At 53.0% G+C, this 18,911-nt stretch carries 14 protein-coding genes; all 14 read left to right on the top strand.

The genetic code is table 11. The features are described 5' to 3' along the window. The first annotated feature begins 160 nt into the window (after window positions 1-160). The 14 genes from ACKGJP_RS25510 to ACKGJP_RS25445 all read left to right on the top strand — a co-directional run bounded on the left by ACKGJP_RS25510 (window position 161) and on the right by ACKGJP_RS25445 (window position 18,858). Window positions 161-1,231: an AI-2E family transporter gene (locus ACKGJP_RS25510; RefSeq protein WP_409341596.1), complete on the top strand. Its 1,071-nt coding sequence runs from the start codon at window positions 161-163 to the stop codon at window positions 1,229-1,231. Window positions 1,232-1,340: 109 nt separating this feature from the next. Then, window positions 1,341-4,946, top strand: coding sequence for an S-layer homology domain-containing protein (locus tag ACKGJP_RS25505; protein WP_409341595.1), 3,606 nt, complete (start codon window positions 1,341-1,343; stop codon window positions 4,944-4,946). A gap of 175 nt (window positions 4,947-5,121) precedes the next feature. After that, window positions 5,122-7,323 (top strand): ABC transporter ATP-binding protein, encoded by a 2,202-nt coding sequence (locus ACKGJP_RS25500; RefSeq protein ID WP_409341594.1) that lies wholly within the window; start codon window positions 5,122-5,124, stop codon window positions 7,321-7,323. Further along, window positions 7,323-7,820, top strand: coding sequence for a DUF1854 domain-containing protein (locus ACKGJP_RS25495; protein ID WP_409341593.1), 498 nt, complete (start codon window positions 7,323-7,325; stop codon window positions 7,818-7,820). The genes ACKGJP_RS25500 and ACKGJP_RS25495 overlap by 1 nt, the downstream gene beginning before the upstream one ends. Before the next feature lie 511 nt (window positions 7,821-8,331). Continuing rightward, complete coding sequence (locus ACKGJP_RS25490) at window positions 8,332-8,520, top strand: hypothetical protein (protein ID WP_409341592.1); 189 nt, start codon at window positions 8,332-8,334, stop codon at window positions 8,518-8,520. Between the two features lie 97 nt (window positions 8,521-8,617). After that, complete coding sequence (gene alaS, locus ACKGJP_RS25485; RefSeq protein WP_409341591.1) at window positions 8,618-11,239, top strand: alanine--tRNA ligase; 2,622 nt, start codon at window positions 8,618-8,620, stop codon at window positions 11,237-11,239. Between the two features lie 151 nt (window positions 11,240-11,390). Then, entirely contained in the window at window positions 11,391-11,651 is a 261-nt protein-coding gene (locus ACKGJP_RS25480) for an IreB family regulatory phosphoprotein (protein ID WP_113030227.1), read from the top strand. Window positions 11,652-11,728: 77 nt separating this feature from the next. Further along, window positions 11,729-12,145 carry a Holliday junction resolvase RuvX gene (ruvX, locus tag ACKGJP_RS25475; protein ID WP_409341590.1) on the top strand — a complete coding sequence of 139 codons (417 nt, stop codon included), beginning with the start codon at window positions 11,729-11,731 and terminating at the stop codon, window positions 12,143-12,145. Between the two features lie 12 nt (window positions 12,146-12,157). Beyond that, window positions 12,158-12,466: a DUF1292 domain-containing protein gene (locus ACKGJP_RS25470; RefSeq protein WP_409341589.1), complete on the top strand. Its 309-nt coding sequence runs from the start codon at window positions 12,158-12,160 to the stop codon at window positions 12,464-12,466. Continuing rightward, the gene (locus tag ACKGJP_RS25465; RefSeq protein WP_409341588.1) at window positions 12,463-12,777 is read left to right on the top strand and encodes a DUF1292 domain-containing protein; all 315 of its coding nucleotides are present in this window, start codon (window positions 12,463-12,465) and stop codon (window positions 12,775-12,777) included. The genes ACKGJP_RS25470 and ACKGJP_RS25465 overlap by 4 nt, the downstream gene beginning before the upstream one ends. A 107-nt stretch (window positions 12,778-12,884) precedes the next feature. Further along, window positions 12,885-14,009 (top strand): endolytic transglycosylase MltG, encoded by a 1,125-nt coding sequence (mltG, locus tag ACKGJP_RS25460; protein ID WP_409341587.1) that lies wholly within the window; start codon window positions 12,885-12,887, stop codon window positions 14,007-14,009. 121 nt (window positions 14,010-14,130) lie between these two features. Next, a complete protein-coding gene (locus ACKGJP_RS25455) occupies window positions 14,131-15,063 on the top strand; it encodes a peptidase U32 family protein (RefSeq protein WP_409341586.1) in 933 nt (310 codons plus the stop codon). A 50-nt stretch (window positions 15,064-15,113) separates the two neighbouring features. Beyond that, the gene (locus ACKGJP_RS25450; protein WP_409341585.1) at window positions 15,114-16,454 is read left to right on the top strand and encodes a peptidase U32 family protein; all 1,341 of its coding nucleotides are present in this window, start codon (window positions 15,114-15,116) and stop codon (window positions 16,452-16,454) included. A 352-nt stretch (window positions 16,455-16,806) separates the two neighbouring features. Further along, window positions 16,807-18,858, top strand: coding sequence for a methyl-accepting chemotaxis protein (locus tag ACKGJP_RS25445; protein WP_409341584.1), 2,052 nt, complete (start codon window positions 16,807-16,809; stop codon window positions 18,856-18,858). The last annotated feature ends 53 nt before the right edge of the window (window positions 18,859-18,911 follow it).

Raw genomic sequence — 18,911 nt, 5'->3', positions numbered from 1 at the left:
CCGGCTTTAAGCAAACCTTCGCGATATCGCGTAAGTTCGCTTGAGGCCGGAATTTTTTGGTTTTTCGGGCCGTTAACCGCCTGTTTCGCAATTGGATTAAATCGGGCGGCTCGTACATATACTTAAACATAGACGTTTGCCGGGAAGGCGAGGTGAAGGTATGGAACCGTTATTCAAAAGCCGGTTGTTTTCCGTTTTCGTTTACGTATTGCTTGGTCTTCTAATTTTGTACATGCTTGTGCGGATCAGCCCGATTTTGTCGTGGACGTACGGGTTTTTGAAGGCGGTTTTGGGACCGTTCATCATTGCCATGGTGATTTCGTATGTGCTCAATCCGATCGTATCGCTGCTTAATGTCAGGAAGGTGCCGCGGACGATCGCGGTGCTGCTGATTTATGCGGTGTTCATTACTTCCTTAACGGTCATCATGATCAACTTGATTCCGATGTTTATGTCTCAGTTGACCGAGCTGAACGTTCATATGCCTCAGCTGACAATGCGGGCCCAAGGGCTGATGGACAGCCTCAACGACAACCGGTATTTGCCGGAGAGCGTGCGCATGGGGATTTTCAATTCTTTGGAGAAAGTCGAGAGCGGCATTTCCCAGGCAATTTCGGGTTATATCGACGGTATCGGAAGCACGCTAAACGCCGTATTTATCGCGTTTATTATCCCTTTTTTGGCGTTTTACATTTTGAAGGATTTTCAGCTGATCGAGCGTGCGGTGCTTGCCATCGTGCCAAGATCCCACCGCAAAAAAACCGTAAAGCTGCTCATCGATATCGACTCGGCCCTCGGCAGTTATATACGCGGACAGTTTCTCGTTTGCCTCATCGTCGGACTTCTTGCCTATATCGGGTACTGGGTGATCGATATGCCGTACCCGCTGCTGCTGGCCAGCGTCGTAGCCATTTTCAATATCGTCCCCTATTTGGGACCTTACTTAGGAGCTGCTCCTGCGCTTGTGATGGCCGCTACGATTTCTTGGAAAATGGTGCTGTATGTCGTGATTGTCAATACGATCGTACAGATTCTGGAAGGAAATGTAATATCGCCGCAAGTAGTGGGAAGAACGCTTCATATGCATCCGCTCACCATCATTTTCGCGATATTAGTGGGGGGAGAATTGGCGGGGGTCATGGGACTCATTTTGGCTGTCCCGGTTTTTGCCGTCGGTAAAGTCATCGTCCAGCATGTGATGCTGTATTATATTCAGCGGAAAACGGTGTAAGGTGTGAAAATTTACAATATCTGATCATTATTCGACAAAATTCTACAGCATTTGCAAAACCTAGCTTGTATATTTGGGAGGTATATCTCATTGAGGAGGCCTCTCTATTTTGACCACGCGTAAAAAACAAATGCTATTCACGTTTAAAAGGATGATGATCGTCCTACTTGCGGTAACCGTCATCGGGGGTTATTACGTTCCGCAGTCCTATGCTTCGGAGACACCGCCGACAGGGGAGTCGATCTCCGGATCGGTTGAAAGTCCGAAGAATTTCCTTATGGCTGTTGTTGCGAGAGACGAATATACCATAAATGCTATGTTTAGCGGCGATGTGGATACGCAAACAGCCCAGGTTGCCGGGAACTATACCGTATTGGATAGTCAGGGCCGCGTCATTCCGGTCGTTTCGGTAATGAAGACGGATAACGAGAGCGTTGTCCAAATCAAGCTTTCCATACCGCTTAGTGGCGGATACGTATATAAGCTGCTCGTGTCGAACATCAAAGACCGAAATGGCAATGAGGTGGTCATGAATGATCCTTCCGGGCTCTACTTCGGCGGATTCGGGCCGCCAATTCCTACTAATCCTCCAACAGGTTCAGGCGGTGGCACAGCAGCCGGGGGTCAATACATATTCCTTACCGTATCCGAACTCAACCAAAGCGTTCAATTCAATTGGTCTCCGATACCTTCTTCGGGAACTGCGTCATCGTACAATATTTATCAGGACACGGTAAAAATCGCATCGGTGACGGAGGCGGCGTACCGGGTTACGGGCTTGACGAATGGGAACGCCTATAAGTTTGCTATCGCGGGCGTCGATCAAGCGGGTCAAGAGATTTACAAGCAAATGATAAGTGACGTCATTCCATCCGTATCCCCGTCATTGCTTGCTTCGGAAGCGACGAACGGGACAATGGTTAAGCTTGTGTTTAACGAACCATTGGATCGTGCTTCTGCAGAAAATAAAGCCAATTATGAAGTAGGCGTGCTATCAATCACCAGTGCCGTGCTACAGCCTGACGGCGTTACGGTGCTTTTGAAAACGGAAAAACAGTTAGGCGGCTACCTTTACCTAGTCAAGGTAGCTAATGTTTCGGATCTTGACGGAAACCTCATCCGTCCGGATCGGAGCTCGAAGGTGATTGCCGGTAAAAATCCTCAGCCCGGTCAGCCACAAGGGTTAATCTTTACCGCATCCCCGACGGGCACCGTACTCAGCTGGACGGCCAACGCGGATGCGAACACGACCGGTTATCATGTTTATGTCAATTATAAGAAAGTGGGCACGACGAAGGAAACTTCATTTCCATTAACCGGTTTAACAGATAATAAAGGGTATGTATTTGCCGTAAGCGGCGTTAACGAAAGCGGAGACGAGTCCGCTCTGTCGGAAATCGATAACGGCCAACCTAACGAGCTGCCCATAGCGCAAAGCGCTGCCACGGTGACCTCGCAGCTGCTCAGAATATTTTTTAATCACCCGGTCGATTCGGATTCGGCTACGACGATTTCCCACTACACGATCGATAATGGGCTGCCGGTTCTAGACGCGAAGGTGAGCGAGGACGGGAGAAGCGTATTTATTACCACTCCTAGAACGACGCCAGGCATGATCTACCAAATAACGGTTAGCGGAATAGTCAATCCGTCAGGAGAAAGAGGTCCTGGGCGAAAAATTTATTTTGCTGGGATTTCAAATGACGGATCGACGGTAAAAGGTTATCGCTTGCAAGGGGATATCGACCTGAAAGGCGCTCAAAAAGCCGGTACGGTTGTGGAAATTGCCGATGCAAAAGACGGTAAAGTGCTGTACACAGGCAAATACGGAGAGTCCGAAGCTCCAACCTCGATCGGCAAATATCAAATTAGCGATAGAACCGATAATAACAAACTGGTTAGTTATTATTTTGACGTTCCGGCAGGGACCTATAAGATAACGGCCATAAATGGCAAGCTAACTTCGACCCTTACATTGAAAACGGAGCCATTCGGGATATTTAACGATTACTATATGGTAATAGCTCCTCAAGCACAGCTTGTTCAGGACGAGACAGCGCCTGCTGTCCCAACGGGCTTGGATGGAACGCTATCGGTCGATACCGTGACCTTGCATTGGAACGCAAATACGGAACCGGATCTGAAAGGGTATTACGTTTACGTTAATGGAACCAAAAGAGAGTCGTTGCTCGTAAACACAGCGGCTGTCGTCGGTAAATTGAGCAGTGAAACCAACAGCTTCCAGGTTACGGCTGTAGACAAGGTAGGAAATGAATCGGCACGTTCTGCGGTCAAACAAATCGTTAGGCAGCCGGCAACAAGCCCGAATCCGAGCCCTTCACAAGAGCCTTCTTCGCCTCCGGGAGGGACGATAACGAATCCGCCTCCTCCATCCGTTCCAGACCCTGCTCCGCAGGTTCCGAACGAAACAGGCGGCAAGAAAGAACACCCTCCTGCAGCGCAAATCGGCGCGGACGGCATTACATTCCCAAGCGGCGCATTGAAATCCGTAAAGGATGGCAGTGCCGGCGGCAGCGGTGCGGCGTTCGAACTGGATAAAAAGACATTCGACGAAGCCGTTTCCCAAATGAAGCCGGGACAAGACCGGACGATCGCCTTCGATCTTGCAGCCGTTCAAGAGTCGTCGGTAAACGTGGGGCTCCCTGTTTCTTCTTTGACCGATGCCCTTCAAACACACAAGCATGCGGCGATCTCAATTAACGGGAACGGTTTTGGCTTGCAAATCCCGTTAGCGTCCCTGGATTTCAAGGCATTAGCCATCCAACTGAAGGCAACGTTTGAAGACATGAAGCTTATCGTTACGGTCGCCAAGGCCGATCAAGCGGTACAGCATGCGATTCAGTCAGCAGGCTCGGGAATCGGCGCGAGCCCGGTTACCGCCGGCTTCGATTTTACGCTGGAAGCCGAAGCGGGGGGCAAACGCACGGTAATCGCAAGCTTCGACAAGGGCTATGTGGAGAGAACGATTTCGCTTCCGGCCGCAAACGCCGGCCGCAGCATGACGGGCGTGTACTTCGACCCTGCTACAGGCAAGCTGTACCCGGTGCCGACGACGTTCGAAGCCAAGGACGGCGTCTTGCAGGCGACGATTCGAACGAACCATAACAGCATTTATACGATTGTGGAAACATCTTTGCCGGCCTTCACCGATATTACAGCTCACTGGGCGAAGAAAGATATCGAGCAGCTATCGGCAAAGCTGATCCTGAACGGCGAGACGGCCCAAACCTTCAATCCTGACGGCACGCTGACAAGGGCGCAAGCCGCCGCCATTGCGGCGCGTTCGCTCGGTCTCGCTGAGCGCACGGGCGCTTCGTCTTTCACGGATGTCGGTCCGTCCCACTGGGCTGCCGGGTGGATCGGCGCAGCCGTAGAGGCAGGACTTGTCGACGGCGTATCGGACAACACATTCCAGCCCGATCAAACGATAACCCGCGAGCAGTTGTTCGTCATTCTGGCTAGAGAGGGCGAAAAAGCCGGCATCGACTGGTCCGTTTACTCTGGCGAGCTGACCAAATTCGCCGATTCGGGTTCCGTCTCTCCATGGGCTGCCGGCGCCGTGAAGGCGCTGATCAAAGGGGGCATCCTGCAAGGAGACGAAGGCGGTCTGCACCCGCAGCGGCAAGTTTCGAGAGCGGAAGCTGCTGCACTGGTGAAGCGGGTGCTGCTGACGATCGGATTTATGAACGAGTAACGAAATCCCATAAGAAACTTCGATTACAGACGAAATCAGCTGTCGATCGAAGTTTCTTTTTTTAGTTGTTTTTTCTCTTGATAGTCGGATGTAAAAGGGATATTCTGGGTCTATGTTGTGTTTTTATTCCCAGTTGCATGTTTTTAGTAGTGAGATGCTAGGAGGGGGTACTTAGTTGAGCGTACTTGAGAAACAACTGGCCGACTCGCTTGAACGAAAGACGTCATCGCCCGGGGAAGGGTGGCTGCTGCTCGAAGAGGCCGATGTCGACGCAGACGGGGGGCCGTCGCGAAGCCGTCTGATCGTGTACCCCGACCACGTCGAGGTAATCGGAGAGGACGGCAATTTGCTGAAGCAGCTGTTCCTATCCGATATTACCGACGCCAGAGCCGTTTCCGCCGTAGGCGGGGGAAGCCTGATCGCGGATACGGGCGGCGGGCCGGTCGTTCTAGTTCGTTACACGTCGGCGCTGAACGGGAAGATCGGCTTTGCAGCCAAGCTGCTTCAGGCTTTAGTCAAAGGAGAAGAATTGCCGGTCTACTCCTCGCTTCACGAGCCGAAACATTGCGCGACTTGCGGCAACCGGCTTCCGGAAGGCATGATGAAATGCCCGGCATGCACGGACAAGGGCAAAGTTATCACGCGTTTAATGCATTACGCCAAGCCTTACAAATGGAAAATGACGCTGGCGGCGCTGCTTCTGATGGCGGCTACTTTAATGGAGCTGGTTCCGCCATATTTGACCAAAGTAATCGTGGACGACGTCATCCAGCCGAAAAGCATCGGGGGCGCGCTCCTGTGGCTGGTGGCCGGGCTTGCGGCGACCCGGGTGCTGTTGTCCGTCATGCAGACGCTGCGCGGCTATATCGGCGTATGGGTAGGCGGAAACGTAATGGCGGATATAAGGAAAGACGTTTACCGGTCGCTCATGAACTTATCCTTAAGCTTTTTCGACAGGCGGCAAACCTCCCAGTTTATCGGACGGGTAAACAGCGACTCGGAGTCGATGCGGCAGTTTTTGACCGACGGCGTGATCCATTTATCGGGTCAGGTGCTCATGCTGGCCTCCATCATTTTTATGATGTTTAATCTGGATTGGCGGCTGGCTTTGCTCGCGCTGCTGCCGACTCCGTTAGTCGTATTCGCCTCCATGACGATATGGCCGTCCTTGCGGATCATTTGGGATCGGCACTGGCGGGCCGTGCGTAAAATCAATCTGCTGGTCGGCGACGCGCTGCAAGGGATTCGCGTCGTGAAAGCTTTCGGTCAGGAGCCTGCGGAGAAGGATCGTTACGAAACCGCCAACCGCGAACTGGCCAATGAAACGTACAGAATGGAGCGCGTATGGGCGGGTGTGTTTCCGCTGTTTGCGCTCATTACAACCTCCGGTTCGCTGCTAGTATGGTATTTCGGAGGCAAGCAGGTTATGGGGGACGGTCTGTCGCTCGGTACCCTGATGGCGTTTATCGCTTACCTGGGCATGTTCTTCGGTCCCCTTCAATGGTTCAGCCAGTCGATCAACTGGACCAGCAGGGCGCTTGCCGCCGCGGATCGCGTCTTTGAAATCATGGATACGACGCCGGATGTCCCGAACGCGGCCGAAGCGGTCAAAATCCCGCGTGTGGAAGGCAGAGTGGAGCTTAAAGGCGTAACCTACGGCTACGAGAAGCATCATCCGGTGCTGAAGGACGTCACCCTTCTTACGGAGCCGGGCGAGATGATCGGGCTTGTCGGCCATTCCGGCGCTGGAAAATCTACGCTCATCAATATGATCTGCCGCTTTTACGACCCCGATCAGGGGACGATTACTGTGGACGGAATTGACTTGAAGCGGATCGAGCAGGAGGATCTTCGCCGGCAGATCGGCGTCGTGCTGCAGGAGACGTTTCTGTTCGACGGGACGATTGCGGAGAATATCGCCTATTCCAAGCCGGATGCTACGCCGATGGAAATCATGAAAGCCGCGAAGATCGCCAATGCCCATGATTTTATCGTTCGAATGCCGGACGGATACGACACGAAGGTAGGAGAGCGCGGACACCGGTTGTCCGGAGGCGAAAAGCAGCGGATCGCCATCGCGCGCGCAATCATCCACGATCCGCGGATTCTTATCCTTGACGAGGCTACCGCATCGGTCGATACGGAGACGGAGCGGCAAATCCAGGAAGCGATTTCCCGGCTTGTTCAGGGGCGGACCACGTTCGCCATCGCTCACCGGCTCTCCACATTGCGCAACGCGAATCGTCTTGTCGTGCTCGACAAAGGCAAAGTGGCGGAAATCGGCACGCACGAGCAGCTGCTGGATAAGCAGGGCATTTATTTCAAGCTGGTTGAGGCCCAGAAGGAAATGTCGAAGATCAAGGGGGTTGAAAGCTGATGACCGGGCATTACGATGTAGCGGAGCTTGATCCGGCCACTGTGGCATTCAGACGCTCGCCAGGAGGCGTCATGACGATGGAGTCGAACGGGGAGTCGTATCCCGAGGTGCTTTTATACCGGACGTTTCCCCTTTCCATGCCGACGCAGTTCATCTCCGTTCGGTCGTCGAACGGGGAGGAGATCGGCGTTATCGCCGACCTGGATTCGCTTGACGAGAGGAGCAGAAGGGAAGCGGAACGCGAGCTGACGCTCCGTTATTTGGTTCCGAAGGTCATTCGGATCGAGAGGATTAAACAGAATCCCGGCATGTGGGTATGGGAGCTGGAAACGACGCTAGGCCCATTGAAGCTGACGATGCGCAATCTGTACGAGCATCTTCAGTCGCCGGCTCCGGGACGTCTCCTCATCTCCGACATGGACGGCAACCGCTGCGAAATCGAAAATATGGAACAGCTGGATGCTAACAGCAAAAAATGGCTGCGCAAGTTCTTGTAAGAATCGATTTGACAGGGGTTCACGGGATTGATTATAATTTTATGAAAGAATTGCTTATTATCCGTCAAAGCGTAGACGAAATCGAACGAGCCATTGCCTGCCGGACAGAGAGAAGGCTCAGGCTGCGCCAAGCGCAACCTGCTGGAAGAGCCTTTGCGGAGAAGAATGGCCAAGCTAATTTCGGAGCGCGGATCAACTCCGCCGGCGTCAGACCCGTTATCGTCTTTTGAGGAGATCGCCGCTATTCGTGCGATAACCAGGGTGGTACCGCGAACGATTCGTCCCTGTTTTCAGGGGCGTTTTTTGTTTTTTTGACGATTCTGTAAGCATATCCCCGCGGATTGTTCATCGTCTAGGCAAACGGACGGCATCAAAAGACGCCGTTAGGCGTTTAGCCTTGATTTATCAGCAAGTATATCGTGGAAGTCGCTCTAAATCTCGGTAAACGCGCTTGTCCCTAAAAGGACGGCGAAGCCGTTTAGCCTTGGAAAACAGAAATGGAGGGGTTGCCATGGACGAGAACTTTATGCTGCTCATCGGAGTTGTATCCGCGTTGTTCTGGATTTGCAACATGCTTGCCATTCTAGGGAGGCTGAAGGAGCTTTCGGAACATGCGAGAACGCATACGCAGCAGAATGACAGGATCATCGAGCTGTTGAAGCGATCGGCCGTGCGCAGCGAAGAGCAGCCTCCTAGCTAAAGCGGAACAAGCTTCGGACGGGCCCTGGCTCAGCCGACGCCTATCCGCCGCACAAGGGACAGAAGTAAGCAGTTAAACAATGACGGAGGGGTTCACAATGAAAGCTAGTGAAATCAGAAGAAAGTGGCTGGAGTTTTTTGCAGAGAAAGGCCATAAGATCGAGCCAAGCGCTCCGCTTGTCCCGCACAACGATCCGTCCCTGCTGTGGATCAATGCCGGAATGGCGCCGCTCAAGGCATATTTCGACGGACGTGTGAAGCCCGAAAATCCGCGTATCGCCAACTCGCAGAAATGCATTCGCACGAACGATATCGAGAACGTCGGCAAAACGCGCCGGCATCATACGTTTTTCGAGATGCTCGGCAACTTTTCGATCGGCGACTATTTCAAGGAAGAAGTCATTACGTGGGCTTGGGAGTTTCTGACCGACCCGAAATGGATCGGCTTCGACCCGAACCGGCTGTCGGTTACGGTCTATCCGGAGGACGAAGAAGCGTTCAAATATTGGAACGAAAAAATCGGTCTGCCTGCCGAGCGCATCTATAAGCTGCAAGAAAATTTCTGGGATATCGGCGAAGGTCCTTGCGGACCTTGTACGGAGATTTTCTACGACCGCGGCGACAAATACGGCGACCTGAACGATCCGGAATGCTGGCCGGGCGGCGAAAACGAACGTTTCCTCGAAGTTTGGAATCTCGTCTTCTCGCAGTTCAACCATAACAAAGACGGCAGCTACACGCCGCTTCCGAACAAAAATATCGATACCGGCGCAGGCCTCGAACGGTTTGCTTCCATCCTGCAGGACGTCGACTCGAACTTCGACACCGACCTGTTCCAGCCGATTATTCAAAAAACTTGCAGCATTGCCGGAGTCACGTACGGGACGAATCCGGAGAACGACGTTGCGCTGAAGGTTATAGCGGACCACGTCCGTACCGTCGCATTCTCGGTCGGCGACGGCGTTCTTCCGTCGAACGAGGGACGCGGCTACGTCATTCGCCGTCTGCTGCGCCGCGCCGTTCGTTACGGCAAGCTGCTCGGCATGGATAAACCGTTCATGTACCAGCTTACGGCTGACGTCGGCGATATAATGGGCGTTTACTATCCGGAAGTGGTAGAGAAGCGGGAATTCATCGAGAAGGTGATTCGCACCGAGGAAGAACGTTTCCATGAAACGTTAACCGACGGACTGGCGATTTTGGCGGAGCTCGCCGACAAGGCGGATAAGGAAGGCCGCAAAGAGATCAACGGAGCGGATGCGTTCAAACTGTACGATACGTACGGCTTCCCGTTCGACTTGACGGAAGACTATGCTAGCGAGAAGGGCCTGACGGTCGACCGCGAAGGCTTCGACAAGGCGATGGAGGAGCAGAGGGAGCGCGCGCGCGCAGCCCGGCAGGAAACCGAAAGCATGAAGGTGCAAGGCGGGCCGCTTTCCGATTACACGGATAAAACGGAATTTGTTGGATATACTGAAGGGATAATAAGCGCGAAAATTATCGCTATCGTCTATGATCAGCAAATGGTCGATATGGTAGGCGCCGGCGAAACGTGCCAGGTCGTGCTTGACCGGACGCCTTTCTATGCGGAAAGCGGCGGCCAGGTAAGCGATCACGGTACGCTGTCGAACGGACAGGTACGCGCAAGAGTCGAGGAAGTCGGCAAAGCGCCGCACGGTCAGCACGTGCAAACCGTTGTCGTCGAATCCGGCGTTCTCCGTAAGGGAGATACCGTGGAAGCGGCCATCGACCGTTCCATGCGCGACGATATCGTCAAAAATCATACGGCGACGCATTTGCTGCACAAGGCGCTTAAGGAAGTGCTCGGCGATCACGTCAATCAAGCCGGCTCACAGGTTTCGCCGGATCGTCTGCGCTTCGACTTCTCGCATTTCGGCAGTATCAGCGCGGAGGAGCTTCAAGAAGTCGAGGTGCGCGTAAATAAGCAAATTTGGCTGGGCACCGTGCTGAACATCTCGCAAATGCCGATCGCGGAAGCGAAGGCGCTGGGCGCCATGGCGCTGTTCGGCGAGAAATACGGGGACATCGTCCGCGTCGTTCGCGTCGGCGATTACAGCATCGAGCTTTGCGGCGGCTGTCATGTTACAAGCACCTCGCAAATCGGTTTGTTCAAAATCGTCAGCGAGAGCGGCATCGGCTCCGGAGTACGGCGTATTGAAGCAGTAACTGGACGTCTAGCGTACGAATACTTGGACGGCCAGCTCGATCAGCTGAAGCAAGCGGCTTCGATCTTAAAATCGAACATCACCGATGTGCCGAAACGAATTGAGGGCCTGCTCCAGCAATTGAAGGAGCTCGGACGCGAGAACGAATCGCTCAAGGGCAAGCTGAGCGCAGTGGAAGCCGGCAGTCTGACCGATCAGGTAAAAGCGGTCGGCGGCATGAACCTGCTGGTTGCCAAAGTCGGCGGAGACATGGATGCGCTGCGTACGATCGTCGATCAGATGAAAGTCAAGCTTGCGCCTGCAGTCATCGTGCTCGGGTCGGTTACGGACGGCAAAGTGAATTTGGTTGCGGCGGTTACGCCAGAGTTGATCGGCAAGGGCGTTCATGCCGGCAAGATCGTCAAAGAGGTTGCGGCGGTATGCGGCGGCAGCGGCGGCGGTCGGCCGGATATGGCGCAAGCCGGCGGCAAGGATCCGGCAAAGCTTGACGAAGCGCTTAAGCTAGCCGAAAGCCTGGTAGGCGCCTTGGTATAGGCCTAAAGCTGCGTTTTTGAATAATTGCGTAACAAATTGTGAATTTTTGCGTAAAAAAAAGGAATTGTTTCCTTTCGCACAGAATATATGCATAGATGAAGCGTAATTGCTGATTCGCGTAGAGAAACGTTCGATTCGGGAGGTGCTGGTGATGAGTTCCATGGATAAAACGATGAAATTCGACGTCAAACCGGAAGGGATCGAAACATCACCGAAAGAAGTCATTTTGGCCGTTTATGATGCGCTGCAGGAAAAAGGCTACAATCCGATCAACCAGATTGTCGGCTATCTGCTGTCCGGCGATCCGGCTTACATCCCTCGTCACAACAACGCGCGAAGCTTAATTCGCAAGCGGGAGCGCGACGAATTGATCGAGGAGCTGGTCCGGTCGTATTTGGCACACAACAAGTGAAGATTGCGTTCAAATAGTCGACCCCTCCCAAAAGGCGACTTTTGAACCCCATCTAAAAAGGACGGCTAAACTTTTACATGCGACTTATGGGACTGGATTACGGGGACAAAACGATTGGCGTCGCGCTAAGCGATGAGCTTGGCTGGACGGCTCAAGGGCTTGAAGTGATCAGACGCAAGAATGATGCAGCCGATCTCGAAAGGATGCAGGCGATCATAGCGGAGTACGGTGTTGCCGAGATCGTAGTCGGCCTTCCGAAAAACATGAACGGAACGGTCGGGCCGCGCGGTGAAATTTGTATCGCATTTGCGGAGCATTTGAAGCATACCCTACAGGTACCCGTTCATTTATGGGATGAAAGGTTGACAACCGTCTCTGCAACGCGTACGCTGCTTGAGGCGGATGTTAGCCGGAAGAAACGCAAACTGGTCATCGACAAGATGGCCGCAGCGCTCATATTGCAAAATTATATGGACGCTAAAACGAATAAGTGAGGGGGATTTCACGTGGCCAATGAAGATTTGAACTTGGAAGAAGAACCGGAAATTATTTATATTCCGGATGAAGAGGGCAATGAAGAAGAATTTGAGGTCATTGCCAGATTTGAAGTAGAAGACGGCTCGGACAAAAAATATATGGTGCTGTATCCGGTAGAAGCGGAAGAAGAGGATGAGCTTCTTGCATTCCGTTACGAGGAAGACGGCGACGATCTTCAATTGTTCACGATTGACGACGAAGAAGAATGGAATATCGTCGAAGAGACGTTTAATACGCTGATGGCGGAAATGGACGGCGACGAAGAGGAAAAAGCATGATTTCGTATACGCTGAAGGATGTCGTGCCGATAAGATGGCTTCAAGAGGCGTATGGAGATACGGTCGAGCTGGAAGGCGAAGGAAACCGTCCGGAGCCTTTTGCGATATTGGCCGAATTTTCATTAGGCGGAACGCATTACGCGGTGCTTCAATCGGAATCGATGCAGCATCATGAAGAGGTCGTCATTTACCATATCGTTAAAACCGATAGCGGGGAATACGAGCTTGACACGATCATGGACGATGACGAATATGAGGCTGTCGCCGAGCTTTTTGACGAAATGACGGTATCGTTCGACGACGGACGCTGAAAGGCGTCCGGCAATCGCATCACATGGTAACGAGAGGGCGGCGATTTCGTCGCTCTCTTTTGCAATTCGTATATCAAGCAGCGGGTTATCGACATTGGAGGAAAAGCATGGAGGAACATCCTTTCAACAACTCGGGGGAAGCCTTTAAGGATTCAGGTGGAGGACCGGGACGCAGGAGCAAGCTCAAAACGTTTATGATCGTCTTTCTATCCTGTTTGATCATCTTGGCATTGGCAGCCGGGAGCGCCGTTTTTTATGCGTGGAACGGCCTACAGCCGGTATCCGCGTCCGATCAGCCGGTTCGCATCGCAATCCCGACCGGTACGTCGACGAATGAAATCGCGGCCAAGCTGGAAGAGCAAGGCATGATTAAGAACAGCACTTTATTCGTTTATTATCTTCGTTATCAAAAGCAAGGCAGCCGCTTCCAGGCGGGCGAATACGAAATGAAGCCAGGCATGACGCTGGATGAAATCATAGAGAAGCTGAACGAAGGGGAAACGGTCAAAGAAGAAGTTGTCCGTTTTACGATTCCCGAAGGATTTACGGTGCGGCAGATCGCGGAGAGGCTTGGGGAGCAAGGACTCGTCGACGCCGAAGGCTTCTTGAAAATGACGAATGAAAAGCACACCCTCCCGAATAATTGGGTAGCGGATATTCCGGATCAGCCCGACATCGCGTACCGATTGGAAGGCTATTTGTTCCCGGAAACGTACGAGATGAAAAAGGGAAGCACGGCGGAGGACATTCTGAAAAGGCTTGTATCGGAGTGGGACCGCAAGCTGAACGAACTTCCTTCAGGCTGGCCGGATCAAATGAAGCAGCGCGGACTGACCTTCCATCAGCTGCTGACGATCGCCTCGCTCATCGAGAGGGAAGTTGTCCTCGAACAGGAGAGGCCTGTCGTGGCGGGCGTCATTTACAACCGTCTGGATAAAAAAATGCCTTTGCAAATCGATGCGACGGTTCAGTACGCGCTAGGTAAACCGAAAGAGCGGCTGCTGGAAAAAGATCTGTTCGTGGAAAGTCCATACAACACGTACGCACATGACGGACTGCCGCCCGGTCCGATCGCCAGCCCGAGTCTGTCGTCGGTTAAAGCGGCGCTGTATCCGGAGAAAACGAACTATCTGTTCTATGTCACGAAGAAGGACGGCTCTCAGGGGCATCTGTTCGCGGAAACCTTCGACGAGCATAAGAAGAATATCGAACGGAGCAAGAAAAATCAATAGGCGCGTTAAAGAAATAGTCGAAATTGGCTCCGGCGCGTCGCTTCCTTTTGCGGGGGATATTTGTTAAGATCAAGAATGGCTTGTTTACTGCTTCGTCGTGCATGTGGAAAGGGTGAATGGCTTGAATAAGAAACCGGAGCTGCTTACAACAGCAGGATCGATAAAGGAATTGGAAAGGCTGATCGAGGCGGGCGCAGACGCTTTTGTCATCGGGGAACAGAGGTACGGCATGCGATTGGCCGGAGACTTTGCGCCGGAACAGGTTGCGGAAGCCGTTAAGCTTGCGCACGGAGCGGGCGCCAAAATTTATGTTGCGGCGAATAACATCATGGATAATGCCGTATTGCCGGAGCTTCCGGGCTATTTGTCGCAAATGGAGACGTGCGGGGCGGATGCGATCGTTTTCGGCGATCCTGCGCTGCTTCTGGCTGCCAGGGATGCGAAGGTCAAGTTTCCGTTTCATTGGAATCCCGAAATGACGGCGACGAACTATGCGACGGCCAATTACTGGGCGGCCAAAGGCGCGACCAGGGTCGTGCTGGCCCGCGAATTGAACATGGAACAGGTGCTGGAATTCAAACGAAACGCCAAAATAGAAGTGCAAGTTCAGGTACACGGGATTACGAATATTTTTCATTCCAAGCGCAAGATGGTTCAAAATTACTTCGATCATCTCGGCCGTCCGGTAAAGGATGCAGAAATCGGCAAAGAGCGCGGCTTGTTTCTTCTTGAAGCGGAACGCCAGGATGAGAAATACCCGATCTATGAGGACCGGAACGGCACGCATATTATGAGCTCGGACGATGTATGCATGCTGGAAAGCCTGCACGAGCTCATGGAAGCCGGCATCGACAGCTTGAAAATCGAAGGCTTGATGAAAGACGTTGCTTACAACGAGGCTGTCGTCAGCGCCTACCGCAAAGCGATCGATGCTTATTTTGCCGATCCGGAGGGGTATGCCTTCCAGGAGGAATGGCTTCAGGAGATCGAACGGATTCAGCCCGGCGAACGGCCGCTTTCGTTCGGATTTTTCTACAAGGAGCAGGTGTACTAGTCGTCATTTGAGGGTTAAGGGGAATATAAAGCGAGGTGGACCATGTGGTCATGCAACTAAAATCGGAACCGGCGGATCCGCAAGCGAAAAAAACGCTTAAACGGCCGGAGCTGCTCGCTCCTGCGGGCAATTTGGAAAAGCTGAAATTTGCCGTCCATTACGGAGCGGATGCAGTCTACATTGGCGGGCAAAAGTACGGCTTGCGCTCCAACGCGGACAACTTTACGCAGGAGGAAATGCGTGAAGGGGTCGAATTCGCGAATCGGTACGGGGCCAAGGTGTTCGTCGCAACGAATATTTACGCCCATAACGAAGATATCGAAGGGCTTGAAGACTACTTGCGAGGGCTGCAGGATGCCGGCGTGGCGGCGATCATCGTCGCCGATCCGGTTATCATCGAAACGTGCAGACGCGTAGCGCCGAAGCTGGAAATCCATCTGAGCACGCAGCAGTCGACGATGAACTGGCAAGCCGTTCAATTCTGGAAGGAAGACGGCGCGGACAGGGTCGTGCTCGCCCGAGAAGCCAATATGGAAGAGATTCTCGAGATTAAACGAAACGTGGATATCGAGATCGAAGTCTTCGTGCACGGCGCCATGTGCAGCTCGTATTCGGGCCGCTGCGTGCTGTCGAATCATTTTACCGACCGCGACTCGAACCGGGGCGGCTGCTGCCAATCATGCCGCTGGAAATATGACCTGTTTGCCGGCGGGGAAGCTTCGGGCGAGGTGTTCGTTTCGGAAGAGGAAGCGATGGATAAAGCCGCTGCCGAAACATTCGGCGGAGGCACGGTGGAGAAACCGCTCTTTGTCGAAGGCGAAGACCCGTTTACGATGGGCTCCAAAGATTTGTGCATGATCGGCTACATTCCCGAAATGATCGAGTCCGGCGTAGAAAGCTTCAAGGTCGAGGGACGGATGAAGAGCATTCATTACGTCGCTACCGTCATTAATGCGTATCGTCAGGCCATCGACGCTTACTTGGCGGATCCGGAAGGCTACGAGCTGAAGCAGGAATGGCTGGACGAAATCGGCAAAGCGGCGAACCGTCCGCTTAACACCGGCTTCTTTTTCGACGATCCGGGGCATGAGGACCATATTTTCGGACCGGAAGAGAAAGCGGTCAATTATGATTTTGCGGGACTCGTGCTTGCTTACGATGAAGCGACGGGAATGGCGACGGTGCAGCAGCGCAACTTTTTTAAGCCGGGTCAAGAGGTCGAGTTTTTCGGCCCCGGCGGCAAGGTGTTCAAGCAGGCCGTCGGCACGATCTGGGATACGGAAGGCAACGAGCTGAACGCTGCGCGCCATCCGCTGCAGCACGTCCGCTTTCAGGTCGAGCAGCCGGTTCGCTATTTTGACATGATGCGCAAAAAGACCGGAAAAGCGTAAAGCGCGGTACGGCAAACTAGGAGCAGATTCCTGTCCCGTCAAGTACCGGAGACATGGAAGATGCCGCCCGGAAGGGGCATATTTAACTAGTCGCTATGCCGGTTCATACCCGGAAATCATAAGAAACAGGCAAAAAGTCCCCGATGCGAATCGGGGACTTTTCATATTTTTAAAAATAATTGTAAAGGATTGGGGTGGTTCTGTCGAAATATACTATATACCCATTTTTTGAGGAAGGTGTTTCCATTTGAAACCGATCAATGAATACTTCAGGAAAGTGATTGCCTCACTCAGGCAGTTGTGGAAACCATTTTCAGGAAAGGCGAATGCTTCTGTACCTGGGACTAAAGGCATGACGATCGAAAACCCGATTAAATCGGTCGGCATGAAGCTGTTTTTGATTTTTTTCATTTGTATCGTCGTGCTGGTAGTGGCTGTGGGCTTGTTTTCGTATTCCCAGTCCAAAAGCATTATCGAGAACAAAATGGCAGTCTCCACCGAGCAAACGATCAGCGAAGCCGCGGATAAGCTGGAACTGATGCTCAAAAATTACGAGTCGATTTCTATGCAGTTTCTGACCGATAACTCGTTCAAGGCGACGCTTCGCAGCTACACGGAACCGACTGACAACGCTTACGAGCGATTGACGCGGTTCAAGGATTTGAGCGACAAGCTGCAGAGCTATTTGCTAGGCAATTCCACCATCGCCAGCATCAGCTTGCTGCCGCTTCAGGAAAGCAACGATGTGAAGCCCGTTCTGGCCGGGTCGAATTTTACGAATTTCGATTATTTGAAGACGGACTGGTTTAAGCAAGGCGCCGAATCGGACGGACAAGTCATTTGGGTCGATTCGAAGAAGACCGGGTTTAGCGAAGGCATGCGGGAATCCGTATTCGGCTTGTCCCGGGTATTGAGCGATCCGCTTACCGGGAAGAAAGCGTTCCTGCTTCTGTTCGAAATCAAGCTAAGCTCGATCTCGGACGGGCTGTCCAAAATCAAAATCGGCGATACCGGCCAAATCGTGATCGTCGACGTCGACAACAAGCTGATCAGCTCACCCGATAAGGAAGCGGTAGAATCGAAATTCGCGGTACCGCTCGTTGGAGTGAGCGCAGACGATGCTAATAAAGCCGTCTCCTCCGTGAATACGATTGAAGGGGACCGCAAGCTCATCGTCAACAAGAAGATGGCCATGTCGGATTGGTCGATCGCGGCGGTTGCCCCGGTTAGCGAGCTCGTCCAGGAAACAAGCCGGATTCAAACCGTAACGTGGGTGGCCGTATTGGTTTCCATGGCCGTTGCCGGTATTGCGGGATTTTTCGTCGCAAGGATGATCGGCGGCCCGCTAGTCAAGCTGCGCAACCTGATGAAGGAAGGCGAGCAAGGCAATCTGACCGTTCGGATGGACTATTCGAGCAAGGACGAAATCGGCCAGCTGAGCATAAGCTTCAACCAGATGATGGAGCAGATCACGCGTCTGGTGCAGCAAACGAACCATTCCGCAAGCGAAGTATTGCGTACGGCGGGAGAGCTGCTTAACGCCTCGAAGAAAACGGCGGTTTCCGCCAAGGAAATTGCGGTCGCTACCGAAGAAATCGCGAACGGCGCTTCAAGCCTGGCGATCGAAGCCGAGAAGGGCAGCAGCCTGACGAACGAAATCGGCGGTCAAATGCGCCAGGTCGTCGAGTCGAATATGGAGATGGGAAGCTCGGCTGCCGTCGTTCAGCAGGAAAGCGAACGCGGAACGACTTACATGTCGGAGCTGATCGTCAAAACGAACGCGACGGAAGAAATGACCCGCTCGATGGTCGAGAAGGTCGACCGTTTGAAGGAAAGCACGTCGTCTATCCGCAAAATTCTCGATGTGCTGAACAATATGACGAAGCAAACGAACATCTTATCCCTTAACGCGACGATCGAAGCGGCGCGCGCGGGCGCAGCCGGCAAAGGGTTTATGGTCGTCGCCGACGAGATTCGCAAGCTTGCCGAGCAGTCGAAGCAGTCGATCGAGGTCGTCGGCCAAATTACGGAGACGATTCAGACGGAAATCGACGAGACGGTGTCCGTGCTTTCCACGGCGTATCCGGTGTTCCAAGAGCAGATCCAATCGGTGAAAGAAGCGGAGCAAATTTTCAAGCAGGTGCAAGGGCATATGTCCGGCTTTGTCGTCCAGCTCGAAAGCGCTACGCAGTCGATTCAATTGTTGGATCAATCCCAGCTAGTCTTGAACGAAGCGATGACGAACGTCAGCGCGGTATCCGAAGAGTCTTCCGCTACCTCGCAAGAAGTAGCTTCGCTCAGCAACGAGCAGCTCAGTGTCAGCGAAGGGCTTGTCCGATTGTCGGAAAGCCTGGAGGATCTGTCGAATTCGCTCCAGCAGTCGCTGGATAAATTCCGGGTATAAGCTTACCTGTCATAAGCCGATAAACCGTCTGTCCAGCTTGTCTGGCAGGACGG

This window comes from Paenibacillus litoralis (assembly GCF_046244365.1).
Taxonomy (GTDB): Bacteria; Bacillota; Bacilli; order Paenibacillales; family NBRC-103111; genus Paenibacillus_V.
The sequence above is the reverse complement of the archived record's forward strand: the minus strand, read 5'-3'. Positions and strand labels throughout refer to the sequence as shown.